This window comes from Streptomyces sp. NPDC006643, from assembly GCF_042870175.1.
In the GTDB taxonomy this organism is placed as follows: domain Bacteria; phylum Actinomycetota; class Actinomycetes; order Streptomycetales; family Streptomycetaceae; genus Streptomyces.
Genome location: NZ_JBIAHA010000001.1, coordinates 304,596 through 328,651, shown reverse-complemented (window position 1 = coordinate 328,651; position 24,056 = coordinate 304,596). Strand labels below are relative to the sequence as shown.

The following is a 24,056-nucleotide window of genomic DNA, read 5'->3' as shown; positions in this document are numbered from 1 at the left end:
ACCGGTTCCGCTTTCACCACCGGGCCTCGTTCACGTCCTCTCCGCACCCTCTCCGCCCCTTCGTCGCCCTGTCGCCGCCCCGTCACCGGCCGTTCTCCGCGCCCCCTTCATGCCACGCCCACACCTCCACCACGCCCACCGTTTCCCCTCCGCGGGGGGCGGGTACGCGGCGCACGGGAAGCGCCATCCGGAGTACGAGCGGCCCGTAGGGGCTGGCGGCAGCGGTACCTCCCCGGCTAGGTTCGCGGGCGTCTGTCATGAACACAGGGAGTGTGAATGCGCAAGGCGCTGAGATGGCTGCTGTCGCTCGTGCTGCTCGTCGGCACGCTGGGCGCGGCCGGTGCGGCAACCGCCGCCGACGGGAACGCGGGATCCGCGGCCCCCGACATCAAGGACCAGATCCTCGCCATCCCGGGGATGAGCCTGATCGAGGAGAAGCCGTACCCCGGTTACCGATACTTCGTCCTCAACTACACCCAGCCGGTCGACCACAAACGACCGTCGAAGGGCACCTTCAAGCAGCGCCTCACGCTGCTGCACAAGGACACCAGCCGCCCCACCGTGTTCTTCACGAGCGGCTACGGCGTGTCCACCAACCCCGGCCGCAGTGAGCCCACACGGATCATCGACGGCAACCAGGTCTCGCTCGAATACCGCTTCTTCACCCCGTCCCGGCCCGAGCCGGCCGACTGGTCCAAGCTCGACTACGAGCAGGCCGCGGCCGACCAGCACCGGATCTTCGGCGCGCTGAAGAAGATCTACCCGAAGAAGTGGCTCGCCACCGGCGGCTCCAAGGGCGGCATGACCGCCACGTACTACGAGCGCTTCCACCCGCGGGACATGGACGGCGTCGTCGCCTACGTCGCGCCCAACGACGTGGTGAACAACGAGGACTCCGCCTACGACCGCTTCTTCGAGCAGGTCGGCACCGAGGAGTGCCGCGCCAAGCTCAACGCCGTACAGCGCGAGGCGCTCGTCAGGCGTGAGCCGCTGGAGAAGATGTACGAGACGTGGGCCAAGGCCGAAGGCGCCACCTTCACCACCGTCGGCACCCTCGACAAGGCGTACGAGGCCGTGGTGCTCGACTTCGTCTGGGCCTTCTGGCAGTACAGCCTGGAAGCCGACTGCGCGGACATCCCGCCGGCCACCGCGTCGGACGAGGAGATCTACAACATCATCGACGCGATCTCCGGCTTCTCCTTCTACACCGACCAGGGCCTCGCCGGGTACACCCCGTACTACTACCAGGCGGGCACCGAACTCGGCGCGCCCACTGTCAAGTTGCCCCACCTCGGCAACCTGAGCCGCTACGGCTACCAGCCGCCGCGGAACTTCGTCCCCCGGGACATCCCCATGAAGTTCCGGCCGTGGGAGATGCCGTCCGTCGACAAGTGGGTCCGCCACCACGCGAACCGCATGATGTTCGTCTACGGCGAGAACGACCCGTGGGGCGCCGAACGCTTCCGTCCCGGCCGCGGCACCAAGGACACCCATGTGTTCACCGCGCCGGGCGCCAACCACGGCGCCAACGTCGCCGGTCTGGTGCCCGAGGAGAACGCGAAGGCCACGGCCAGGATCCTCGACTGGGCGGGCGTCGCACCGGCGGCCGTGCAGCAGGACGCCGCGAAGGCGAAGCCGCTGGCCGCGTACGACTCGAAGCTCGACAAGCGGGACCTGGAACGGATGCCGACGCTCCGTCAGTAGTCCGCGAACTCCCGCAAGCCTCCCGGGCTCGTGGGTCCACGATCCGTGGACCCACGAGCCCGGGAGGCCGTGAGCACGGGACCGCCACCGGCGCAAAAAGGGGGGCGCACCGGTGGCGGTGTGCTGCCCGGCCGCAGACGGCCTGGAGAGGGGAGTCAGCGATCGTAGCCAGTGAGCACGAGGGCCGACACCGCGCTGCGGAAAGTCGACGGGAGCACATGAAGTAGGACGAATGGGCGAGGCGTGAGGTTCCCGGCAACACTCCGGGGGCCCCACCCCCCCTCCCCACCCCCCTTGTTCGTAGTCGTGAGGCGGGAGCTAATCTCCTCGCCCATGACCGCACCCGAACCCGACTTCATCCGGGACACCCGAGCCGGCTACGACGCCATCGCCAACGACTACGCCGAGCTCAGCAAGTCGCAGCCGGAGGCCGACCCGCTGGGGCGCGCGATGCTCGGCACCTTCGCCGAATACGTTCGGGCGGACGGCGGCGGTCCGGTCGTCGAGGTCGGCAGCGGTCCCGGCCAGATGACCGCCCATCTGCGCACGCTCGGCCTCGACATCTCCGGCATCGACCTGTCACCCGTGATGGTCGCGATGGCCCGCCGGACCTATCCGGAGCTGCGGTTCGAGGAAGGGTCCATGACCGACCTGGACCTGCCGGACGGCGCCCTCGCCGGCCTCGTCGCCTGGTACTCGATCATCCACATCGCCCCGGAACAACTGCCCCACGTCTTCGCGCAGTTTCACCGGGTCCTCGCGCCCGGCGGCCGACTGCTGCTCGCCTTCCAGGTCGGCGACGAGCCCCGGCACTACGACGAGGCCTTCGGCCACCGCGTCCGCCTCGACTTCCGCAGGCTGTCTCCCGACCGGATCGCCGACCTGCTGAAGCAGGCCGGATTCCAGCCGGGCGCCCAACTCCTGCGCGAGCCCTACGACGACGAGCCGACCCCGCACGCCCAGATCCTCGCCCGGAAGCCCCCGCGGCCCCAGGCGTAGCCCGGAACCCGGGCCTCCCCGCCTTCCGTCACTGCCCCCGCGTCAGCAGCGCCTCCAGATGCTCACGCCCGGGGACGAGCAGATCGGGGAGGTCCGCCGCGTCCGGATACCAGCGCTTCTCGTACTCCCAGCAGAGCCACCCCTCGTGCCCGTCGCCGGCGAACAGACCCACGCACTCGCCCAGCGGCAGCACTCCCGCGCCCAGCGCCAACGGCGTGGTGTCCTCCGCCGACGCGATGTCCTTGACCTGCACATAGCCGAGGTGCGGCGACAGCGAGGCATGGCTGGTGACGGGGCGCTCGCCACCGAGCCAGGTGTGCATCACGTCCCAGAGCGCGCCTACCTGCGGATGGCCGACAAGACCGAGGACGCGCATCGCGTCGGCGCCCGTGCGATGGGAGTCATGGGTCTCCAGCAGGATCCGCACCCCCGACTCGGCGGCGAGCGGCGCCGCCGCTGCCAGCCGCCGGGCGGCCGTGGCGTCGGCGGCCTCGGGGTCCTGCTCGCCGCCGCCGGGGAAGACACGTATGTACGGGGCACCCAGGTCGCGCGCCAGCCGGATGAGTTCGTCGAGCTCCTGGCTCAACTGGTCCTCGTCACCGCCTTCGGCGGCCACCCGTGCGTAGCCGGCGACCGTCAGGATCTCGATCCCGCCACGCTTGAACTCGTCCACCACCGCGGCCCGTTCCCGCTCGTCGATGCCGGGGTGCACGGGCTCCTCCGGATGGGCGCGCAACTCCACGCCCTGGTAGCCGGTCCTCTGGGCGAGGGCGACGACCTCGGGGATGGGAAGGCCAGGGACACCGAGGGTCGAGAAGGCGAATTTCATTCCGTGTTTCCTTTCATGAGGCAGCACCCGCGACGGGCCGGTCGACCAGCGGGAGCCGCCAGTCCTGGCCGACCAGGTCCGCTCCGTAGGAACGGTGCGGTTTCTCGGCGACGAGGGTGAACCCCGCCCGTACGTACAGCTTCCGCGCGGCGGCCAGGACGTCGTTGGTCCACAGCACCACCTCCCGATACCCCGCATCGCGCGCGAAATCCACCACCGCGTCGACCATTCGCTCACCCAGGCCGTGCCCCCGCGCCTCCGGCTCGACAAGCAGGAGCCGCAGGCGCGCGGTGTCGGGCGCCTCGTCCCGTACACACATCACCGAGCCCACCGGCCGTCCGTCGAGCTCGGCCACCCACACCCGCTCCAGCCGCTCGTCGTGGTCCGCGGCGAAGTCGGCGACGATCCTGGCGACCAGGCCCTCGAACGTGGCGTCCCACCCGTACTCCGCCGCGTACACCGCGCCGTGCCGCTGCACCATCCAGCCCAGATCGCCGGGGACCGGTCCACGCAGCACGGGCCCGTCGCGACGGGCGGAGGCCCGAGGGGTGTCGGGGGGCGTCTCGCCGACGCTCAGTATCTCCCTGGCCGTCCGCAACGCCTCCACCAGGCGCGGGCGTTCGTCCGGATCCACCCGGTCCAGCAGGGAGCCGACGGCCTCGCGCGACCGCTCGTCGAGCAGCGCGGCGGTCCCGTGCCCCTGCGGTGTCAGCGTGACCCGCTGCCGCCGGGCGTCGCGCTCCGACGGGGCGCGCTCCACCAGTCCTTCCCGTTCGAACTTGGTGAGCATTCTGCTCAGATAGCCCGCGTCCAGCGACAGTTCGGCGCGGAGCTCGGCGGCGTCCGTGCCCGGCGTGTGCGCCAGCTCGTACAGCAGCCGGGACTCGGTCAGCGTGTACGGCGTGTAGAGGTGCTTGCTGTAATTCAGCGCGCCGATGAGGTTGGTGTAGAAGCGGTTGAACGCGCGGATCTCCTGAATGGTCATGGCCCCCCGACCCTTCGCCTTCGCTCGGACCTTTTGCTTGACTGAGTCAAAGGTAAGCCTGGGTCGCCAAGATCGGCAAGACGCTCGATCGGGTGAACGGGCCTCGCCCCGCCCGGCCCCGCCCTGGCCTGGCCCCCGGCCCCAGGTCCCCGCTCGCGCACGGACGCGCCCGCGCGCGTACGTGCGCGAGCCCTCATCCGCGCGCCCGGGATTCCCCTTCAGCCCCGCGGCGGCGCCGTCGAGGCCCGCGCCATCAATTCCGCCGCGATCGTCGTGATCCCGCCGGGCGGCGGAGCCTCCGACCCCATGGCCAGCCGCCCGGCCCGCGCCCCCGCCTCGTACAGGGGCAGCCGCACCGTCGTCAGCGCCGGCACCGCGTCGACCGAGAACGGCAGATCGTCGAAGCCCGCCACCGAGATGTCCTGCGGAATGCGCAGGCCCTGGTCGCGTACCGCCGCGCACGCGCCCAGCGCCACCGTGTCGTTCGCGGCCACCACCGCCGTCAGATCCGGCGCTCGCCGCAGCAGTTCGAGCGTCGCCTCGTAGCCCGAGCGCCGGTCGTACGGGCCGTGGACCGTCAGCGGGCCCTGGTCGTCCGTCACCCCTGCGGCGGTCAGCGCCACCCGGTGGCCCTCCAGCCGGTGCCGGGTCGTGGTGCGCTCCGCCGGCCCCGCGACGTAGCCGATCCTGCGGTGCCCCAGTGCCAGCAGATGCTCGGTGAGCCGGCGCCCGCCACCCCGGTTGTCGAAGGCCAGCGACGCCACGACCGCGCTGCTGCCCGGCAGCGGGGGCCGCCCGCACAGCACCACATGCGTCCCCGCGTCGGCGAGCTTGGTCAGCTTGGCCGACATCGCCGCGATATGGGTGGGGTCTTCGAGGGCGCCGCCGGTGAGGATCACGGCGGCTGCGCGCTGGCGCTGGAGAAGGGTGAGATAGGTCAGTTCCCGCTCGGGGGAGCCGCCCGTGTTGCAGACGACGGCGAGCTTCTCGCCACCCGCCCGGCCCGTCCCCTCCTGGCCGCCGATCTCGGTCTGCGCGGCCCCCGCCATGATCCCGAAGAACGGGTCGGCGATGTCGTTGACCAGGATTCCGACCAGGTCGGAGGTGGCGGCGGCGAGCGAGCTGGCCGGTCCGTTGAGCACGTAGTCCAGCTCGTCGACGGCCCGCAGCACCCGCTCCCTGGTGGACGCGGCCACCGGGTAGTTGCCGTTCAGCACGCGGGAGACGGTGGCCGGTGACACCCGGGCGCGCGCCGCCACATCGGCCAGGGTGACTGTCATCGGCGGTTCCTCCGAAAGATGGGTGTGGGAGTGGATCGGCGCCGGACCCTTGTCCGGTCGCTTTCGGCAGGCTAGCTTCATACCCTATAGAAAGCGCTTGCTACGGCCGTATGGAGGGAACTTCGTGACACGCAGGACAGTGCGGATCGCCATGAACGGCGTCACGGGGCGGATGGGGTACCGACAGCACCTGGTGCGTTCCATCCTCGCGATCCGCGAACAGGGCGGACTGGACCTCGGCGACGGAGAGGTGCTGTGGCCCGAACCCGTTCTCGTCGGCCGCCGCGAGCACGCCCTCAGAGAGGTCGCCGAACGGCACGGACTCACCGAGTGGTCCACCGACCTCGACACCGTCCTCGCCGACGACAGCGTGGACATCTACTTCGACGCACAGGTCACCTCCGCGCGCGTGGAGGCCATCAAGAAAGCCGTTGCCGCCGGGAAGCACATCTACACGGAGAAGCCGACCGCGACCGACCTCGAAGGCGCGCTCGACCTGGCCCGCCTCGCCCAGAGCGCCGGCGTCAAGCACGGCGTCGTCCAGGACAAGATCTTCCTTCCTGGGCTGCTGAAGCTGAAGCGCCTCATCGACGGCGGCTTCTTCGGCGAGATCCTCTCCGTACGAGGAGAGTTCGGCTACTGGGTCTTCGAAGGCGACTGGCAGGAGTCGCAGCGCCCGTCCTGGAACTACCGGGCCGAGGACGGCGGCGGCATCGCCGTGGACATGTTCCCGCACTGGGAGTACGTCCTGCACGAGCTGTTCGGCAAGGTCAACTCCGTCTCGGCGCACATCACCACCCACATCCCGCGCCGCTGGGACGAGCAGGGCAAGCCGTACGAGGCGACCGCCGACGACGCCGCCTACGGCATCTTCGAGCTGGCGGGCGGCATCGTCGCGCAGATCAACTCCTCCTGGGCGGTACGGGTCAACCGGGACGAGCTCGTCGAGTTCCAGGTCGACGGCACACACGGCTCCGCGGTCGCCGGACTGCGCCGCTGCCGTGTCCAGCACCGCAGCGCCACCCCCAAGCCCGTCTGGAACCCGGACCTGGCCGCCACGGAGTCCTTCCGCGACCAGTGGCAGGAGATCCCGGACAACACCGAGTTCGACAACGGCTTCAAGGCCCAGTGGGAGCTGTTCCTGCGCCACATCACGCTCGGCGAGCCGTACCGCTGGGACCTGCTCGCCGGCGCGCGCGGCGTACAGCTCGCGGAACTCGGCCTCAAGTCCTCGGCGCAGGGACGCCGCTTCGACGTACCGGAGCTCTCACTGTGACCACCCGGACCACACCCCCCGCGGCGCCCGGCGCACCTGCGGTAAAGAAGCCGGGGCAAGGACTGCGGCTCCCGGACGCGGACGGCCGGCTGCGCATCTACCAACCACGCCGTGAACCGGCCGCCTTCATCACCAAGGGCGCCGACGCCGCCCCTCTCGTCTCCCGCACGGTCCTCGCAGCCGCGCACGTCGTCGCCGACCCGTACGCCGACAGCAGCCCCGGCGCACCGGTCGTCGTCGACTGGGACACCACGCTCGCCTTCCGCCGCCATCTGTGGTCGCACGGCCTCGGGGTCGCGGAGGCCATGGACACCGCGCAGCGCGGCATGGGCCTGGACTGGGCGGGCGCGGCCGAGCTGATCCGCCGTTCGGCGGCGGAGGCACGGTCCACCGGCGGCCGGATCGCGTGCGGGCTGGGCACCGACCAACTCGCGCCGGGACAGCATTCTTTGGAGGCGGTGCGGGCGGCGTACGAGGAACAGCTCGCGCTGGTCGAGGAGACCGGCTCCCAGGCCATCCTGATGGCCTCCCGCGCGCTCGCGGCGGCGGCGAAGGGCCCCGAGGACTATCTCGCCGTCTACGCCCATCTGCTGCGGCAGGCGGACGAGCCCGTGGTGCTGCACTGGCTGGGCCCGATGTTCGACCCGGCCCTGGACGGTTACTGGGGCAGCACCGACCTCGACGCGGCCACCGAGACGTTCCTCCAGGTCATCTCCGAACACCCCGACAAGATCGACGGGATCAAGGTCTCGCTCCTGGACGCGCGTCGCGAGGTGGAGCTGCGCCGACGGCTCCCGCAGGGCGTGCGCTGCTACACGGGTGACGACTTCAACTACCCCGAGCTGATCGCGGGCGACGAACGCGGCTTCAGCCACGCGCTGCTCGGCATCTTCGACCCGCTCGGGCCGGTGGCCGCCGAAGCGGTACGCGTCCTGGACACCGGCGACGGAAAGGGCTTCCGGGAACTGCTCGACCCCACGGTCGAACTCTCCCGCCATCTCTTCCAGGCACCGACCCGCTTCTACAAGACAGGCGTCGTGTTCCTGGCCTGGCTGGCCGGACACCAGGACCATTTCGCCATGGTCGGCGGCCTCCAGTCGGCCCGTTCGCTTCCGCATCTGGCGCGGGCGTACGAACTGGCCGACGGACTCGGTCTGTTCCCGGACCCGGCGGTGGCCGAGGCCCGGATGAGGTCGCTGCTCGGCGTGTACGGGGTGGACCAGTGACGGACGGGAACGAGGCGATCGACGTGACCGGAGCGACTCAGCCGTCCGACGGGACGGGCACGCGCGCGAGAGACACGCGCGTGACCCGATTGCCCGGCGACCTCGGCCGCTTCAGCATCAATCAGATGACGGTCAAACAGCTCACCCTCCCCGAGCTGACCGAGGCGTGCGTGCGACTCGGCGTACCGGGCGTGGGGCTGTGGCGGGAGCCGGTGCGGGCGTACGGAACGGAGGCCGCCGCCAAGCTCGTGCGCGACGCCGGGCTCGCCGTCACCACCCTGTGCCGGGGCGGCTTCCTCACGGCGAGCGAGCCCGCGGCACGGGCCGACGCCCTGGACGACAACCGCGCGGCGATCGACGAGGCCGTGACCCTGGGTACCGACACCCTGGTCCTGGTGTCGGGCGGGCTGCCGGCCGGCAGCCGCGATCTGTACGGGGCACGTGAACGGATCGCGGAGGCGCTCGCGGTCCTGGCTCCGTACGCGGGGGAGCGCGGGGTACGGCTGGCGATCGAGCCGCTGCACCCGATGTTCGCCTCCGACCGCTGTGTCGTCTCCACGCTCGACCAGGCGCTGGAACTCGCGGAGCGCTTCCCCGCCGAACAGGTCGGGGTCGTCGTGGACACGTACCACGTGTGGTGGGACGACCGGGCCCCGGCGGCGATCACCAGGGCGGCGGACCGGATCCACTCCTTCCAACTGGCCGACTGGACGACCCCGTTGCCCGCCGGGGTGCTGAACGGCCGCGGCCTGATCGGTGACGGCGCGATCGATCTGCGGGCCTGGCGTGAACGGGTCGACGCGGCCGGGTACGACGGCCCGATCGAGGTCGAACTCTTCAACGACACCCTGTGGGTGAGGGACGGCGCGGAGCTGCTGGCCGATGTCGCGGAGCGGTATGTGAGGCATGCCCTCTGAGCGGGGCACGTCTGTCGCGACGAAGTCTCCCTCATAGGGAAATGGGGAGTTCTGTCATCCTCTGTCACCATTTACTGGTGGCGGAAAAATAACTGCCCGCAATCGTGCAACCCTTTCGCGGTGATGTCTGTCGTACATGGCGTCAAAGCTTCCGGGGAGGGATCCGGGGGGATCGGGAAGCTTGACGTTGGAGGGGGGAGTGCGTGGGGCCCGGTCCGGTGGACCGGGCCCCTAGAGCTTTCCGGGTATCCCCTCGAAGCCCTGTGCGACCCGGAGTTGTCCACAGGGCGGGCCGGGTGTCGTACCCGGGCGGTAGCGTCGGATCATGTCCAATCTGGCCGTGCTCGAAGGCGTTCTTGAGCGGATCACGTACAGCAACGAGGAGAACGGCTACACGGTCGCCCGCGTCGACACCGGCCGGGGCGCCGATCTGCTCACCGTGGTCGGCTCGCTCCTCGGCGCGCAGCCGGGGGAGTCCCTGCGCATGGAGGGCCGTTGGGCCTCGCACCCCCAGTACGGCAAGCAGTTCACGGTGGAGAACTACACGACGGTCCTGCCCGCGACCATCCAGGGCATCCGCCGCTATCTCGGCTCCGGTCTGATCAAGGGCATCGGCCCGCGCATCGCCGAGCGCATCGTCGACCATTTCGGCGTCGACACCCTGGAGATCATCGAGAAGGAGCCCAAGCGGCTCGTCGAGGTGCCCGGCCTCGGCCCCAAGCGGACGAAGATGATCGGCGCCGCCTGGGAGGAGCAGAAGGCCATCAAGGAGGTCATGATCTTCCTCCAGGGTGTCGGTGTGTCCACCTCGATCGCCGTCCGCATCTACAAGAAGTACGACGACGCCTCGATCTCCGTCGTGAAGAACGAGCCCTACCGGCTGGCGGCCGACGTCTGGGGCATCGGCTTCCTCACCGCCGACCGCATCGCGCAGGCCGTCGGCATCCCGCACGACAGCCCGGACCGCGCCAAGGCCGGGCTTCAGTACGCGCTCTCCCAGTCCACCGACCAGGGTCACTGCTTCCTGCCCGAGGAACAGCTCATCTCCGACGCGGTGAAGCTTCTCCAGGTCGACACCGGACTGGTCATCGACTGCCTCGCCGAGCTGGCCGCCGAGGACGAGGGCGTGGTCCGGGAGAAGGTGCCGGGCCCCGACGGGGGAGAGCCGGTCACCGCCGTCTATCTGGTGCCCTTCCACCGCGCCGAGCTGTCGCTCTCCGCCCAGCTGCTGCGGCTCCTGCGCGCCGGGGAGGACCGGATGCCCGCCTTCCAGGACGTGGTCTGGGAGAAGGCCCTGCCGTGGCTCGCGGGCCGCACAGGAGCCGACCTGGCCCCCGAGCAGGAGGCAGCCGTGCGGCTCGCCCTCACCCGTAAGGTCGCCGTCCTGACCGGCGGACCGGGCTGCGGAAAGTCCTTCACGGTCCGCTCGATCGTGGAGCTGGCCAAGGCCAAGAAGGCGAAGGTGGTGCTCGCGGCGCCCACCGGCCGCGCCGCCAAACGCCTCGCCGAGCTGACCGGCGCCGAGGCGTCGACCGTCCACCGGCTGCTGGAGCTGAAGCCGGGCGGGGACGCCGCGTACGACAGGGACCGGCCCCTCGACGCCGATCTGGTCGTCGTCGACGAGGCGTCCATGCTGGACCTGCTCCTCGCCAACAAGCTTGTGAAGGCGGTGGCACCCGGTGCACATCTGCTGCTCGTCGGTGACGTCGACCAGCTGCCCTCGGTGGGGGCGGGGGAGGTGCTGCGGGATCTGCTCGCCGACGGCGGGCCCGTGCCGCAGGTGCGGCTGACGCGGATCTTCCGGCAGGCCCAGCAGTCGGGCGTGGTGACCAACGCCCACCGCATCAACTCCGGGGTCCAGCCCATCACCCAGGGCCTGCGCGACTTCTTCCTCTTCGTGGAGGACGAGACGGAGGAGGCCGGGAAGCTCACGGTCGACGTCGCGGCCCGCCGTATCCCGGCCACCTTCGGCCTCGACCCCCGGCGCGACATCCAGGTGCTGGCCCCGATGCACCGCGGCCCGGCCGGCGCGGGCACCCTCAACGGGCTGCTCCAGCAGGCCATCACCCCCGCCCGGCCCGAGCTGCCCGAGAAGCGGCTCGGCGGCCGGGTCTTCCGCGTCGGCGACAAGGTCACCCAGATCCGCAACAACTACGACAAGGGGCAGAACGGGGTCTTCAACGGCACGGTGGGGGTCGTGACCTCGCTGAACCTGGACGACCAGCGCCTGACGGTACGCACCGACGAGGACGAGGAGGTGCCGTACGACTTCGACGAGCTGGACGAGCTGGCGCACGCCTACGCGGTGACGATCCACCGCTCACAGGGCAGCGAGTACCCGGCCGTGGTCATCCCGGTCACCACCGGCGCCTGGATGATGCTCCAGCGGAATCTGCTCTACACGGCGGTCACCCGGGCGAAGAAACTCGTCGTCCTGGTCGGCTCCCGGAAGGCGATAGGCCAGGCTGTCCGTACGGTCTCCGCCGGCCGCCGCTTCACCGCCCTCGACCACCGGCTGTCGGGCAGCCTCCAGGCCGGCGGCTTCTAGGTCCCGGCCCCGGCCCCGCGCCCGGTCCGGACTTGGGGTCGGACCTGCGGTCGGACCTGGTGGGGCCCCTCCAGGGGAGTGTCCGGGAGAGGGAATGCCCACCCCGGACTTTCGGAACCGGGGCGAAGGGGGCAGGATGTGGAAGTTGGCGGCACTCAGTGCCGCGAATAGGCCTAATGGTCGACCCCGAGTGCACTCTCCTGAGCCAAATGGGGGATGGTGGAGTCAGTCAGGGCACCTCGAAGAAGAGGCACTACGTCGGTGAGGGATGACGTGAGCGACAACTCTGTAGTACTGCGGTACGGCGATGGCGAGTACACCTACCCGGTGATCGACAGCACCGTCGGCGACAAGGGCTTCGACATCGGGAAGCTGCGGGCCCAGACCGGCCTGGTGACCCTGGACAGCGGCTACGGCAATACCGCCGCCTATAAATCCGCCGTCACCTATCTCGACGGCGAGCAGGGCATCCTCCGGTACCGCGGCTACCCCATCGAGCAGCTCGCCGAAAGCTCGACGTTCCTCGAAGTGGGCTACCTGCTCATCAACGGTGAACTTCCCAAGGTCGACGAGCTGGCGTCCTTCAAGAACGAGATCACCCAGCACACGCTGCTGCACGAGGACGTGAAGCGGTTCTTCGACGGCTTCCCGCGTGACGCGCACCCGATGGCCATGCTGTCCTCCGTGGTCAGCGCGCTGTCGACGTTCTACCAGGACAGCCACAACCCGTTCGACGAGCAGCAGCGCCACCTCTCGACGATCCGGCTGCTGGCCAAGCTGCCGACGATCGCCGCGTACGCGTACAAGAAGTCGATCGGTCACCCCTTCGTCTACCCGCGCAACGACCTCGGGTACGTGGAGAACTTCCTGCGCATGACCTTCTCGGTCCCCGCCCAGGAGTACGAGCTGGACCCGGTGGTGGTCTCCGCCCTCGACAAGCTGCTGATCCTGCACGCGGACCACGAGCAGAACTGTTCGACCTCCACCGTGCGGCTGGTCGGCTCGTCGCAGGCGAACATGTTCGCCTCGATCTCCGCCGGCATCAGCGCCCTGTGGGGCCCGCTGCACGGTGGCGCCAACCAGTCGGTGCTGGAGATGCTCGAGGGCATCCAGGCCAACGGCGGCGATGTCGACTCCTTCATCCGCAAGGTGAAGAACAAGGAGGACGGCGTCCGTCTGATGGGCTTCGGCCACCGCGTCTACAAGAGCTTCGACCCCCGGGCGAAGATCATCAAGGCGGCGGCGCACGATGTCCTCTCGGCGCTCGGCAAGTCCGACGAGCTGCTCGACATCGCGCTGAAGCTGGAGGAGCACGCGCTCTCCGACGACTACTTCGTCTCGCGCAACCTCTACCCGAACGTGGACTTCTACACGGGTCTGATCTACCGGGCCATGGGCTTCCCGACCGAGATGTTCACCGTGCTCTTCGCGATCGGCCGGCTGCCCGGCTGGATCGCCCAGTGGCACGAGATGATCAAGGAGCCCGGCTCCCGTATCGGCCGCCCCCGCCAGATCTACACCGGCGAGGTCCTGCGTGACTTCGTCCCTGTCGAGAGCCGCTGAGCCTCGACGGACGGGCGTCGCCCGAGCGCAACAGAAAGCGCCCCGCTTCCCGATCCCCCCACGGGTCGGTATAGCGGGGCGCTTCCCATATCCCCGGTGCGGATTCCCCCCACGGGATCCGGGCCGGGCGTCTGCGGTTGCCGGCAGAAGCCAGTTTCACGCGGTCTGCCGGGGTCCGTACGAACCAGGGGGGCCGCTCAAAGCTCCCCAGTTGCACGTCCCCCGGCCAACGCTTGCCTGAGACATCCCCCAAGACATCTCATGAACGTCCCCCAAGACGTTCTCGGCATCGCCTCTTAGACTCGCGAGCTGCCCGGATGGTTACCCCTAAATCTATGTGATCTAGATCTCTTTGTGAAGGTCCTGTGCCTCATGTGAAGGAGGCGGACCGCAAATTGTTGGTTACTACGAAAACAGATGAAACAGCCGTCGCCAAGTCCGCCGATCACGCCGCTGAGCGGGGGCGTTGTGGCGCGGGGTGGCCGGAACGACGGAGGGGCCGCACGTCGCCGAGGTGAAACCCGGTCGCGTACGGCCCCGAGGCGAGGTCGCTCAGGCCTGGCCGGCCAGCTCGTAACCCGCCTCGTCGACCGCCGCGCGCACGTCGCTCTCGTCGAGCGGGGCCTCGGAGAGCACGGTCACCCGGCCGGTGGCGGCCTCGGCCGTCACCGACGTGACGCCCTTGATCGCGGAGATCTCGCCCGAGACCGCGCCTTCGCAGTGGCCACAGGTCATGCCGGTGACCGCGTACACCGTCGTGACGGCGCCCGTCGCGGTCCCGGCGGCGCCGTCGTGGCAGGAGCCGGTCGGCGAGCAGCAGGAGCCTGCGGCCTGTGCGGTCTCCGTCTCGGTCTTCGTCTCTGCGGTCATGGCGTTCTCCTCCGGGGCGGGCGTGCGGAACAAGGAAGGGATGCCAGGGGGCGACGGAAACGCCGCGACGCCCTGACCTACGGCAGACTATACCCCTAGGGGGTATGAATGCGAGTCCGGGCCGCGGCGTGCGGGTCTCGTGCTCGGTCAGGAGTCGGTCGGTGCCGCCTCCTGCTGCGGCCGGCAGAGGGGGAGCGCGTCGCCGACGAGGGGTTCCAGGTAGCGGAACATCGCGTTCTTCAGCTCCCCGATGTAGGCCTCCCGCTCCTCGCCCTCGTGCGACAGGATCAGGTCCAGTCCGCCCTTGAACAGGACGAAGACGAACTCCGCCGTCCTGGTGCGCTCGGCCCGCGGGGTGTCGGGGAGGTAGCTGCCCAGGATCTCCTCGACCCGGGTGAGCATCGTGTCGTGCAGGACGTCGTGCTTCTCCGTCACCTGGCCCGGGATCTCGGAGCCGTGCATCAGGACGGCGAACGCCGGATTCTCGAAGTTGAACGTGATCAGCGGATCGAGGACGGCGTCCAGCATCTCGGGGAGCGGCAGCTCCATGTGGGCGGGTGTGAACGCCTGGCCGTACGTCGTGCGCCAGCGATTGAGGAGTACGTCGCCCAGCTCGACGGCGATGGCTTCCTTGTTCGGGAAGAACTGGTAGAGCGTGCCGGGTGAGACGCCGGCCTCCCGGGCGATGGAGTTGGTGCTCGCCGCCGTGTAGCCGGTCGTGCAGAAGACGCGGCCCGCGGCTTCGAGGAGCTGGGCGATACGCCGCTCGCCGCGGGCCTGACGGCGGCGTGGCCTGCCCGTGTCGTCGGCGGAGGCCCCGCTCTTGGCCGCGCCGCTCTTGGCCGTACCGCCCTCGGCCGCACCGCCCTGGATGCCTTGTCCCACGGCTCCGCCTCTCCTCGCTTCCGGCACGTGAACTCCCAGGATCCCTCGATCGGTTGACTGCGATTGACAAATGCGAGCCATCGCTCGCATTCTTGATTTATGCGAGCGATCGCTCGTGTTTGTCATTCCATGGCAGTCGTCGACCCATGCTCTGGGTCACGGTGAAGGGGACACCGCACTATGTCCGAAGTCAACAGGGGGTCGCGAACGGGCGGCTGGACCCGGTTCGTCACGGCGCGCCCACGGCTTTCGCTGCTGGTCGCCCTGGTGATCACGGCGCTGGCGGTCTTCGCGGGGAGCGGAGTCGGCGACCGGATGGGCAGCGGCGGCTGGGAGGACCCCGCCGCCTCGTCGACCTACGCCACGAAGGCGCTGGAGCGTGAGTTCCCGGCCTCCCAGCCGAATCTCCTGCTGCTCGTCGACGCGGGCGACAGAAAGGTGGACGACCCGGCCGTCGCCGCCGAGGCCCGGCGGCTCACCGAGCGGCTGGCCGCCGAGGAAGGTGTCGTGGGCGTCGGGTCGTACTGGCAGACGCGGGCGCCCGCGCTGCGCGCCGAGGACGGCGGCGAGGCACTGATCGCCGCCAGGATCGTGGGCACGGAGAAGGAGGCCGGCGAGACCCTGGAGCGGATAGCGCCCGAATTCCGCGGCACCCAGGGGTCCCTGGACGTCTCGGTCGGCGGGCCCGTCGCCGTACGGCACGAGATGCAGGCCATCATCCAGGAGGACCTGCTGCGGGCCGAGCTGATCGCCCTGCCGGTCACACTCGTCCTGCTCGTGATGGTCTTCGGCAGCGCGATCGCCGCCCTGCTGCCGCTGGGGATCGGCATCGTCGCCATCCTCGGGACCAACGCCGTGCTGCGGGGGATCACCGAGATCACGGACGTCTCGGTCTTCGCGCAGAATCTCACCACGGCCCTCGGGCTCGGACTGGCCGTGGACTACGCCCTGTTCATCGTGCGCAGATTCCGGGAGGAGCTGGCCGAGGGCGTCGAGGTGCGGGACGCGGTGGGCACCACGCTCCGTACCGCCGGGCGGACGGTGCTGTTCTCCGCGCTGACGGTGGCGGTGTCGCTCGCCGCGATGATGGTCTTCCCGCAGTACTTCCTGCGCTCGTTCGCATACGCCGGGATAGCGGTGGTGCTGCTCGCCGCAGCCGCCGCGCTGATCCTGCTGCCGGCCGCGCTGATGCTGCTCGGCCACCGGGTCAACTCCCTCGATCTGCGGCGGCTGTTCAGCAGGGGACGGAAGAAGCCGGCGCCCGGCGACGGGACGGCGGACCGGACGGCGGACGCGGCGAGCGGCGGCTGGGGGCGTACGGCGGCGCTGGTGATGCGCAGGGCGCCGCTCTTCGCCGTCGCGACGGCCGCGGGCCTGGTGCTGCTCGGACTGCCGTTCCTGGGCGTCAAGTTCGGCACGGCCGACGACCGGCAGCTGCCGTCGAGCGCGGAGTCCCGAGTGGTCCAGGAGGACATCAGGAGCGGTTTCCCGGGCAGCCCCGGGGGTGGGCTCGAAGTGCTCGGCGAGGGTGGGGCGACCGCCGCCGAGTACGCCGACTACCGCGACCGGGTGGCCGCACTGCCGGATGTGCTGCGGGTCGACGGTCCGGTCGTCTCCGGCGACCACGCGTACTTCACCGTGCTGCCGCGCGGCGAGGCGGTGGACCAGGACACGCAGCGGCTCGTCCGTGAACTCCGCGCCGAACCGGCCGCGTTCGACACCTCGGTCACCGGCACCGCCGCCGTACTGGTCGATTCGAAGGACGCCATCGCGGACCGGCTGCCGCTGGCCGCGGGCATCATCGTCGTGGTGACGCTGCTGCTGGTCTTCCTGCTCACCGGCAGCGTCCTCATCCCGGTGCAGGCGGTGGCGCTCAACGCGCTCAGTCTCACGGCGATGTTCGGAGCGGTCGTCTGGGTCTTCCAGGACGGCCATCTCTCCGGGCTGCTCGGATTCACCCCCACGGGGGACATCGAGACGACGCTTCCGGTGCTGATGTTCTGTGTCGCCTTCGGACTCTCCATGGACTACGGGGTCTTCCTGATATCGCGGATCAAGGAGGAGTACGACCGGAGCGGGGACCACGAGCGGTCCGTCATATTCGGGCTTCAGCGCACCGGGGGCCTGATCACGGCGGCGGCGGTGATCCTCGCGGTGGTCATGGTCGCCATCGGCACCTCGCGGGTGACCAACACCATGATGCTCGGGCTCGGTATCGCGCTCGCGGTGGTCATGGACGCGATGGTCGTACGCAGTCTGCTCGTCCCGGCGGTGATGAAGCTGACGGGCCGGGCGACCTGGTGGGCGCCGGGACCGCTGCGCCGCTTCCACGACCGGTTCGGGGTGAGCGAGGGCGAGGCGCGTCCCGCGGCTGCGACGGGCGCCGCGGACGGCGCCGGCGGGCCCGGCGGCGCCGTGTCCGGGGCGGACGAGCGGGACAAGGTCGGGGTCTGAGCCGGACCTTGGACCGCGAGGGCCCCGTGTATCCACCGCCGGTGGATACACGGGGCCCCGTGAGCCCGCCGGGGTGCGGACCCGGCGCGGGGATCAGCTCCCGCGGCTCACTCTCTGCGGCCTCTGTTGCCCGGGCGCTTGGCCACCCAGGCGCGGACGGTGTCCGCGTACCAGTAGGGCTTGCCGTTCTCCACGTGGTCCGGCGGCGGAAGCAGACCGTGCTTGCGATAGGAACGGACGGTGTCCGGCTGTACCCGGATGTGCGCGGCAATCTCCTTGTAGGACCAGAGACTTCTGTCCGTCATGAGTGGCACCTCCCTGCGTCCGCCGCAGCGGCGGCCGGGGGGCCGTCTGGAGGGCTGCGACTGAGACGCTGGTGATCACTGAGCCTGTGCCCGTTGAACGACTCACAGTGACGGAGAGGGAGCGGCTGTCGCGCCACTGTGACGTAAAACCCGCGTAATGGAGATATGCGTGACGTTAAGCGGATCTCTGTGACAGAAGCAACGCATTGGAGAGGAGTGTGGCGATGGCCCAACTGTTCGACAGGGGGCCCGGGTTACGCCCCGCACGAGCGGAGGAAACGGCGCGTCCGTTCGGCGATCGGATAGGGCTTGTCGGGCGGGCAGGGATACATGTCCTGCTCGACGATGGCGAAGAGATCGACGTCCAGCTTCTGGGCCGCCGTCAGCACCGGTCCCAGCGCGGGCACTCCGCCCGGCGGCTCGCACATCACGCCCCGCGCGACGGCCGGACCGAACGGCACCCCGTCCGCGACGACATCCGCGAGGATCTCCGGATCGACCTGCTTGAGATGCAGATAGCCGATCCGCTCGCCGTAGGTCTCGATCAGCTTGACGCTGTCGCCGCCGCAGTAGGCGTAGTGCCCCGTGTCCAGACACAGTGACACCAGGTCGGGATCGGTGGCGTCGAGGAACCGGCCGACGTTCTCCTCGGTGTCGACATGGGTGTCGGCGTGCGGGTGGACCACGATGTTCAGCCCGAAGCGGTCGAGCACCTCACGGCCGAGCCGTTCGGTCTGAGTCGTCAGGTCCTTCCACTGCGCCGCGGTGAGGGTCCGCTCCTCCAGCACCTGGCCCGTCTTGTCGTCACGCCAGAACGACGGGATGACGACCAGATGGTCCGCGCCCATCTCCCTGGTGAGCGCCGCGATGTCGGCGACATGCGCCCAGGTCCTGTCCCACACGGCGGGCCCGTGGTGCAGCCCGGTGAACACGGTGCCGGCCGAGACCTTCAGACCGCGCGCGGCCGTCTCGTCGGCCAGCCGGGCCGGATCGGTCGGGAGGTAGCCGTACGGGCCGAGTTCGATCCACTCGTATCCGGCCAGGGCCACTTCGTCGAGGAAACGCCGCCAGGGAACCTGCTGGGGGTCGTCGGGAAACCAGACGCCCCAGGAATCGGGTGCCGACCCGACCCTGATGCGGTTCAGCGGGGGTACGGAGGAGGTCATACCGGTCAGCCTCGCGGCCGTCCGAGAAGAGTGTCAAGCGTTCGTCCGAATGTAAGGACAAAACGTTGACAGAGGTCGGGACAGAGCACTAGACCTGGCACTGGCCGTCGAAACGAGGGGACGCGTATGCCTGAGCCGTACGACGTGATCACCATGGGGCGGATCGGCGTGGACCTCTATCCGCTGCGTACCGGAGTCCCGTTGGCGCAGGTCGACACCTTCGGGAAGTTCCTCGGCGGCTCCGCGACGAATGTCGCCGTGGCCGCCGCCCGGCTCGGCCGCCGTACCGCCGTCATCACCCGCACCGGACGGGACGCGTTCGGGGACTATCTCCACCACGCCCTGCGGGAGTTCGAGGTGGACGACCGGTGGGTGACACCGGTCGACCGGTGGCCCACACCGGTGACGTTCTGCGAGATCTTCCCCCCGGACGACTTCCCGCTCTACTTCTACCGGCAGCCCACGGCACCCGATCTGCAGATCCGCCCCGACGAGTTGGACCTCGACGCCATCAGGTCCGCACGGATCTTCTGGATGACGGGCACCGGACTGTGCGAGGAGCCCAGCAGGGAGGCCACGCTGACGGCCCTGCGCACACGCGGCGAGGCGCGGGCACCCGGCCCCGAGCAGCGGCCCTCCGGGCGCCGGCCCGGGACCGCCATCACCGTCTTCGACCTCGACTGGCGCCCGATGTTCTGGACGGCGCCGGCCGAGGCCCGCGACGCCCCGGAGAACGGCGGCGACCCCGACGGACCGGCGGCCCTCATGGCGGCGGCCCGGCCCCTGTACGCGCGGGCGCTGCGCCACGCCACCGTCGCCGTGGGCAATCTGGACGAGTGCGAAGTCGCCGTCGGGCAGCGCGAACCGTACGCCGCCGCCCGCGCGCTCCTGGCCGCCGGACCCGAACTGGCCGTCGTCAAACAGGGCCCCAAGGGCGTCCTCGCCATGCACCGCGACGGCACCGTCGCCGAGGTGCCGCCCGTCCCCGTCGAGGTCGTCAACGGCCTCGGCGCCGGGGACGCCTTCGGCGGCGCCCTCTGCCACGGACTGCTGGCCGGCTGGGACCTGGAGCGCGTCATGCGGTACGCCAACGCCGCCGGCGCCATCGTCGCCGCCCGGCTCGCCTGCTCCTCCGCCATGCCGTACGCCCGGGAAGTCGTCCAGGTCCTCGGCGGCGGCCCCGTCCCCACACCGGGAACGCTGCCACCGGAGGCCGCCCTGTGACCCGTGTCGACGTCGCCGAACTCGTACGGATCCGTACGCACCACCCCGAGGCGATCGCCGAGGCCGCCGCCCGCCGCACCCGCCGCCCCCTGCTGCGCCCCGGCGGACGGCTGATGATCGTCGCGGCCGACCACCCGGCCCGGGGTGCCCTCGCCGTCGGCAACCGCCGCCTGGCCATGGCCAACCGCGTCGACCTGCTGGAGCGGCTCTGCCTCGCGCTGTCCCGCCCCGGTGTGGACGGCGTCCTCGCGACCGCCGACATACTCGACGACCTGCTGCTCCTCGGCGCCCTGGAGGACCGTGTCGTCGTCGGCTCCATGAACCGCGGCGGCCTCGCCGGCGCCGCCTTCGAACTGGACGACCGTTTCACCGGCCACCGCGCCGAGGACATCGCCCGACTCGGCTTCGACGCGGGCAAGTTGCTGCTCCGCGTCGACTACGAGGACGACCGCTCGGCCGGCACCCTCCTGTCGGCCGCGCGCGCCGTCGACGCCATGGCGGAGCGACGGCTGCCCGTGTTCGTCGAGCCGTTCATCTGCCGCCGTACGGACGGACGGCTCGGCAACGACCTGTCGGCCGAGGCCGTGACCCGCTCCATCGCCATCGCCTCCGGCCTCGGCGGCACCTCGGCGTACACCTGGCTGAAGCTGCCCGTCACCGCCAATCCGGACGACATGGCCCGGGTGATGGAGACCTCCACCCTGCCCGCCGTCCTGCTCGGCGGCGAGATCGGCGACGACCAGGAGGGCACGTACGAGAAGTGGCGCAAGGCGCTGCGGCTGCCCACAGTGCGGGGACTGGTCGTGGGGCGTTCGCTCCTCTACCCGGTGGACGGGGACGTCGCGACGGCCGTCGACACCGCCGTGGGTCTGTTGTAGGGCGCGTGGCCGCTCTGGTGGCGGCATTTGTAGGGGGCACGGGGAGAGTAGGCACAGGCGCGGAAGGATACGGAACGACCATGACGACGGACACCGGCACCGGCACCGACACGGGCTCCGACGGTGAATTCCTGGAACGGCACGTGCGCGCGGGCGCCGCGGCGAGCGGACCGTACACGCTCGACATCGCACCGAGGCGGGCCGGCTGGCTGCACAGCGCCCTGCGCGTCCTCGACCTGCCGCCCGGCGGTACACACACGCTGGACAGCGGGGACAGTGAGTGGATCGTGCTTCCGCTGAGCGGCGGTTGTACGGTGCACACGCAAGGCGAGATCTTTGAACTGCTGGGCAGAGAAAGCGTGTTCAGCTCCGTCACGGACTTCGCGTACGTTCCGCGTGACGCCCACGCCCAGATCGCCTCCGGTGCGGGAGGCCGCTTCGCCCTGGCAGGAGCGAAGTGCGAGCGACGACTCCCCGCTCGCTACGGCTCCGCACCGGAGGTTCCGGTCGAACTGCGGGGCAGTGGCAACTGCTCCCGCCAGGTCAACAACTTCGCCGCCGCCGACACGTTCGACTGCGACCGGCTGATCGCCGTCGAAGTCCTCACGCCCGGCGGCAACTGGTCGTCGTACCCGCCGCACAAGCACGACGAGCACCACCCCGGCGTCGAGTCCGAGCTGGAGGAGATCTACTACTTCGAGATCGAGGACGACGGCCTCGGCTACCACCGTGTCTCGCCCTCCAGGCCCGGCGGTACGGACGTCATCGCCGAGGTCCGCACCGGCGACACCGTCCTCATCCCCGACGGCTGGCACGGACCGTCCATCGCCGCCCCCGGCCGCACCATGTACTACCTGAACGTGATGGCCGGGCCGGGCGAGACCAGACAGTGGCTGATCCGCGACCACCCCGACCACGGCTGGATCCGCGACACCTGGCCCGGCCAGGCCGTCGATCCCCGGCTGCCGATGTACGAGGCCCCCCGGGCGGACACCCGTCCCGACACCGGGTCCGACACGGCCCGCGACACGGACAAGGAGACCCACCGATGAGTACGCGCCGCCTCACCGTGGCCCAGGCACTGATCGCCTTCCTGTCCCGCCAGTTCACCGAACGCGACGGCAACCGCCACCGGCTCATCGACGCCACCTGGGGCATCTTCGGCCATGGGAACGTGGCGGGCATCGGCCAGGCACTCGTCCAGGCGGGCCCCGAGATGCCGTACTTCCAGGGCCGCAGCGAACAGGCCATGGTCCACGCCGCCGTCGGCTTCGCCCGCCAGAGCAACCGCCTCTCCACCCACGCCGTGACCACTTCCATCGGCCCCGGCGCCACCAACCTCGTCACGGGCGCCGCCCTCGCCACCATCAACCGGCTGCCCGTGCTGCTGCTCCCCGGCGACATCTTCGCCACGCACCCCGCCGACCCCGTCCTCCAGCAGCTCGAAGTGCCCCACGCGGGCGACGTCTCCGTCAACGACGCGCTGCGCCCCGTGTCGAAGTACTTCGACCGCGTCTCACGCCCCGAGGCACTCGTCCCGGCCGCGCTCGCCGCCATGCGGGTCCTCGCCGACCCCGCCGAGACGGGCGCGGTGACCCTCGCGCTGCCCCAGGACGTCCAGGCGGAGGCGTACGACTGGCCGGAGGAGTTCTTCGCCGAGCGCGTCTGGCGGGTGCGCAGGCAGGGCCCCGATCCGTACGAACTCGCCGACGCCGCCGCGGCCGTCCGCGCGGCCCGCCGTCCGCTGCTCGTCGCCGGCGGCGGAGTCCACCACAGCGCGGCCGAGGACGCGCTGGCCGCCCTGGCGACGGCGACCGGCATCCCCGTCGCCTCCACCCAGGCCGGGAAGGGCTCGCTGCGCCACGACCACCCGGCGGACGTCGGCGGCATCGGCCACACCGGTACCGCCACCGCCGACGAACTCGCCCGCACCGCCGACCTGGTGATCGGTGTCGGCACCCGCTGGTCCGACTTCTCCACGGCGTCGGCGACGCTCTTCTCGCACCCGTCCGTCCGCTTCCTCAACATCAACATCACCGGTTTCGACGCCCACAAGCTCGCCGCCGCGCCCCTGGTCGCCGACGCCCGCACGGCCCTGGAAGAACTCGCCACGGCTCTCACGGGCCACCGTGTCGACGCCGCCTACGCCGCCGAGTACACACAGGACAAGGAGCGCTGGGAGGAGCGGGTCGACGCCGCGTTCGACACCTCCGAAGACCTTCTGCGGCCCACCCAGCCGCAGGTCCTCGGCCTTCTCGACGCGCTCGTCACCGACGAGGACATCGTCATCAACGCGGCCGGCTCGCTCCCCGGCGACCTCCACAAGCTGTGGCGGTCCCGCGCCCGCGACCAGTACCACGTCGAGTACGGCTACTCGTGCATGGGCTACGAGATCCCGGCCGCCATCGGCGTCCTGCTGGCCGATCCGGGGCGGCCCGTCTGGGCGCTGGTCGGCGACGGAACCTATCTGATGAACCCCACCGAGATCGTCACCGCCGTCCAGGAACGCCTCCCGCTGAAGCTGGTGATCCTCCAGAACCACGGCTACGCGTCGATCGGCGGCCTCTCCGAGTCCGTCGGCGCGGAGCGGTTCGGTACGGCGTACCGCTACCGGGAGGCCGACACGATCGGCTCGCCGACCTACACGGGCGACCCGCTGCCCGTCGACCTCGCCGCCAACGCCGCCTCGCTCGGGATGCGTGTCATCCGCGCCAAAACCATCCGTGACCTGCGTGAAGCCCTCGCCGTCGCGCGCGAGTCCGACGTCCCCACATGTGTCTACGCGGAGACCGAAACGGCAGACACTGTGTCGGGCGCGCCTCCCGCCCAGGCGTGGTGGGATGTTCCCGTGGCCGAGACGGCGACCCGCCCGTCCGCGGTCACGGCACGCGAGGAGTACGACCGGAAGGCGGCGGCCCGCCGGCGCCACCTCTGACGCACGCACGCA

Annotated in this window: 19 protein-coding genes; 12 read left to right on the top strand and 7 right to left on the bottom strand. The window is 70.4% G+C overall.

Translation table 11 applies throughout. From position 1 onward, the window contains the following. The first annotated feature begins 276 nt into the window (after positions 1 to 276). Together ACFYNU_RS01300 and ACFYNU_RS01295 are read left to right on the top strand one after the other, a co-directional pair. Positions 277 to 1,704, top strand: a complete 1,428-nt coding sequence (locus ACFYNU_RS01300) for a S28 family serine protease (RefSeq protein WP_356589735.1) — start codon at positions 277 to 279, stop codon at positions 1,702 to 1,704. 333 nt (positions 1,705 to 2,037) lie between these two features. After that, positions 2,038 to 2,703 carry a class I SAM-dependent methyltransferase gene (locus tag ACFYNU_RS01295; RefSeq protein ID WP_356589737.1) on the top strand — a complete coding sequence of 222 codons (666 nt, stop codon included), beginning with the start codon at positions 2,038 to 2,040 and terminating at the stop codon, positions 2,701 to 2,703. A gap of 28 nt (positions 2,704 to 2,731) precedes the next feature. Here ACFYNU_RS01295 and ACFYNU_RS01290 read toward each other — a convergent pair whose 3' ends face one another. From ACFYNU_RS01290 to ACFYNU_RS01280, 3 genes are all read right to left on the bottom strand, one after another. After that, positions 2,732 to 3,532, bottom strand: a complete 801-nt coding sequence (locus ACFYNU_RS01290; RefSeq protein WP_356589739.1) for a sugar phosphate isomerase/epimerase family protein — start codon at positions 3,530 to 3,532, stop codon at positions 2,732 to 2,734. Positions 3,533 to 3,545: 13 nt separating this feature from the next. Then, a complete protein-coding gene (locus ACFYNU_RS01285; RefSeq protein WP_356589741.1) occupies positions 3,546 to 4,517 on the bottom strand; it encodes a helix-turn-helix domain-containing GNAT family N-acetyltransferase in 972 nt (323 codons plus the stop codon). Between the two features lie 218 nt (positions 4,518 to 4,735). After that, positions 4,736 to 5,797 carry a LacI family DNA-binding transcriptional regulator gene (locus tag ACFYNU_RS01280; RefSeq protein WP_356589743.1) on the bottom strand — a complete coding sequence of 354 codons (1,062 nt, stop codon included), beginning with the start codon at positions 5,795 to 5,797 and terminating at the stop codon, positions 4,736 to 4,738. A gap of 124 nt (positions 5,798 to 5,921) precedes the next feature. On the opposite strand from ACFYNU_RS01280, the gene ACFYNU_RS01275 reads away from it, so the two are divergent. The 5 genes from ACFYNU_RS01275 (at position 5,922) to ACFYNU_RS01255 (ending at position 13,327) form a co-directional block, all read left to right on the top strand. After that, a complete protein-coding gene (locus tag ACFYNU_RS01275) occupies positions 5,922 to 7,073 on the top strand; it encodes a Gfo/Idh/MocA family oxidoreductase (RefSeq protein WP_356589745.1) in 1,152 nt (383 codons plus the stop codon). Between the two features lie 62 nt (positions 7,074 to 7,135). Beyond that, positions 7,136 to 8,299 (top strand): dihydrodipicolinate synthase family protein, encoded by a 1,164-nt coding sequence (locus tag ACFYNU_RS01270; protein ID WP_356590021.1) that lies wholly within the window; start codon positions 7,136 to 7,138, stop codon positions 8,297 to 8,299. Positions 8,300 to 8,424: 125 nt separating this feature from the next. Then, complete coding sequence (locus ACFYNU_RS01265) at positions 8,425 to 9,216, top strand: sugar phosphate isomerase/epimerase family protein (RefSeq protein WP_356590023.1); 792 nt, start codon at positions 8,425 to 8,427, stop codon at positions 9,214 to 9,216. 325 nt (positions 9,217 to 9,541) lie between these two features. Continuing rightward, positions 9,542 to 11,764 carry an ATP-dependent RecD-like DNA helicase gene (locus tag ACFYNU_RS01260; RefSeq protein ID WP_356589747.1) on the top strand — a complete coding sequence of 741 codons (2,223 nt, stop codon included), beginning with the start codon at positions 9,542 to 9,544 and terminating at the stop codon, positions 11,762 to 11,764. 273 nt (positions 11,765 to 12,037) lie between these two features. Continuing rightward, a complete protein-coding gene (locus tag ACFYNU_RS01255; RefSeq protein WP_023541599.1) occupies positions 12,038 to 13,327 on the top strand; it encodes a citrate synthase in 1,290 nt (429 codons plus the stop codon). A gap of 552 nt (positions 13,328 to 13,879) precedes the next feature. Here the strand turns inward: ACFYNU_RS01255 and ACFYNU_RS01250 are convergent. Both ACFYNU_RS01250 and ACFYNU_RS01245 read right to left on the bottom strand, forming a co-directional pair. Continuing rightward, entirely contained in the window at positions 13,880 to 14,197 is a 318-nt protein-coding gene (locus ACFYNU_RS01250) for a heavy-metal-associated domain-containing protein (RefSeq protein WP_356589749.1), read from the bottom strand. 147 nt (positions 14,198 to 14,344) lie between these two features. Beyond that, a complete protein-coding gene (locus ACFYNU_RS01245) occupies positions 14,345 to 15,109 on the bottom strand; it encodes a TetR/AcrR family transcriptional regulator (RefSeq protein WP_356589751.1) in 765 nt (254 codons plus the stop codon). A gap of 153 nt (positions 15,110 to 15,262) precedes the next feature. Between ACFYNU_RS01245 and ACFYNU_RS01240 the strand changes: the two genes are divergently transcribed. Next, positions 15,263 to 17,536 carry an MMPL family transporter gene (locus ACFYNU_RS01240; RefSeq protein WP_356589753.1) on the top strand — a complete coding sequence of 758 codons (2,274 nt, stop codon included), beginning with the start codon at positions 15,263 to 15,265 and terminating at the stop codon, positions 17,534 to 17,536. A gap of 107 nt (positions 17,537 to 17,643) precedes the next feature. Here the strand turns inward: ACFYNU_RS01240 and ACFYNU_RS01235 are convergent, their stop codons facing one another. Both ACFYNU_RS01235 and ACFYNU_RS01230 read right to left on the bottom strand, forming a co-directional pair. Continuing rightward, positions 17,644 to 17,841, bottom strand: a complete 198-nt coding sequence (locus tag ACFYNU_RS01235; RefSeq protein ID WP_023541603.1) for an AlpA family transcriptional regulator — start codon at positions 17,839 to 17,841, stop codon at positions 17,644 to 17,646. 254 nt (positions 17,842 to 18,095) lie between these two features. Then, positions 18,096 to 19,007, bottom strand: coding sequence for a sugar phosphate isomerase/epimerase (locus tag ACFYNU_RS01230; RefSeq protein WP_356589755.1), 912 nt, complete (start codon positions 19,005 to 19,007; stop codon positions 18,096 to 18,098). A 126-nt stretch (positions 19,008 to 19,133) separates the two neighbouring features. Between ACFYNU_RS01230 and iolC the strand changes: the two genes are divergently transcribed. From iolC to iolD, 4 genes are all read left to right on the top strand, one after another. Next, the gene (gene iolC / locus ACFYNU_RS01225) at positions 19,134 to 20,231 is read left to right on the top strand and encodes a 5-dehydro-2-deoxygluconokinase (RefSeq protein ID WP_356589757.1); all 1,098 of its coding nucleotides are present in this window, start codon (positions 19,134 to 19,136) and stop codon (positions 20,229 to 20,231) included. After that, on the top strand, positions 20,228 to 21,109 hold the full coding sequence (locus ACFYNU_RS01220) for a deoxyribose-phosphate aldolase (protein ID WP_356589759.1): 882 nt from the start codon (positions 20,228 to 20,230) through the stop codon (positions 21,107 to 21,109). The genes iolC and ACFYNU_RS01220 overlap by 4 nt, the downstream gene beginning before the upstream one ends. An 80-nt stretch (positions 21,110 to 21,189) precedes the next feature. Continuing rightward, positions 21,190 to 22,161, top strand: a complete 972-nt coding sequence (gene iolB, locus ACFYNU_RS01215; protein ID WP_356589761.1) for a 5-deoxy-glucuronate isomerase — start codon at positions 21,190 to 21,192, stop codon at positions 22,159 to 22,161. After that, on the top strand, positions 22,158 to 24,044 hold the full coding sequence (iolD, locus tag ACFYNU_RS01210) for a 3D-(3,5/4)-trihydroxycyclohexane-1,2-dione acylhydrolase (decyclizing) (RefSeq protein ID WP_356589763.1): 1,887 nt from the start codon (positions 22,158 to 22,160) through the stop codon (positions 24,042 to 24,044). The genes iolB and iolD overlap by 4 nt, the downstream gene beginning before the upstream one ends. The last annotated feature ends 12 nt before the right edge of the window (positions 24,045 to 24,056 follow it).

Coding starts and splice junctions, on each gene's coding strand:
- ACFYNU_RS01300 (WP_356589735.1), top strand. CDS start 277: ATGCGCAAGGCGCTGAGATGGCTGCTGTCGCTCGTGCTGCTCGTCGGC.
- ACFYNU_RS01295 (WP_356589737.1), top strand. CDS start 2,038: ATGACCGCACCCGAACCCGACTTCATCCGGGACACCCGAGCCGGCTAC.
- ACFYNU_RS01290 (WP_356589739.1), bottom strand. CDS start 3,532: ATGAAATTCGCCTTCTCGACCCTCGGTGTCCCTGGCCTTCCCATCCCC.
- ACFYNU_RS01285 (WP_356589741.1), bottom strand. CDS start 4,517: ATGACCATTCAGGAGATCCGCGCGTTCAACCGCTTCTACACCAACCTC.
- ACFYNU_RS01280 (WP_356589743.1), bottom strand. CDS start 5,797: ATGACAGTCACCCTGGCCGATGTGGCGGCGCGCGCCCGGGTGTCACCG.
- ACFYNU_RS01265 (WP_356590023.1), top strand. CDS start 8,425: ATGACGGTCAAACAGCTCACCCTCCCCGAGCTGACCGAGGCGTGCGTG.
- ACFYNU_RS01260 (WP_356589747.1), top strand. CDS start 9,542: ATGTCCAATCTGGCCGTGCTCGAAGGCGTTCTTGAGCGGATCACGTAC.
- ACFYNU_RS01250 (WP_356589749.1), bottom strand. CDS start 14,197: ATGACCGCAGAGACGAAGACCGAGACGGAGACCGCACAGGCCGCAGGC.
- ACFYNU_RS01240 (WP_356589753.1), top strand. CDS start 15,263: ATGTCCGAAGTCAACAGGGGGTCGCGAACGGGCGGCTGGACCCGGTTC.
- ACFYNU_RS01235 (WP_023541603.1), bottom strand. CDS start 17,841: ATGACGGACAGAAGTCTCTGGTCCTACAAGGAGATTGCCGCGCACATC.
- ACFYNU_RS01230 (WP_356589755.1), bottom strand. CDS start 19,007: ATGACCTCCTCCGTACCCCCGCTGAACCGCATCAGGGTCGGGTCGGCA.
- iolC (WP_356589757.1), top strand. CDS start 19,134: ATGCCTGAGCCGTACGACGTGATCACCATGGGGCGGATCGGCGTGGAC.
- iolB (WP_356589761.1), top strand. CDS start 21,190: ATGACGACGGACACCGGCACCGGCACCGACACGGGCTCCGACGGTGAA.
- iolD (WP_356589763.1), top strand. CDS start 22,158: ATGAGTACGCGCCGCCTCACCGTGGCCCAGGCACTGATCGCCTTCCTG.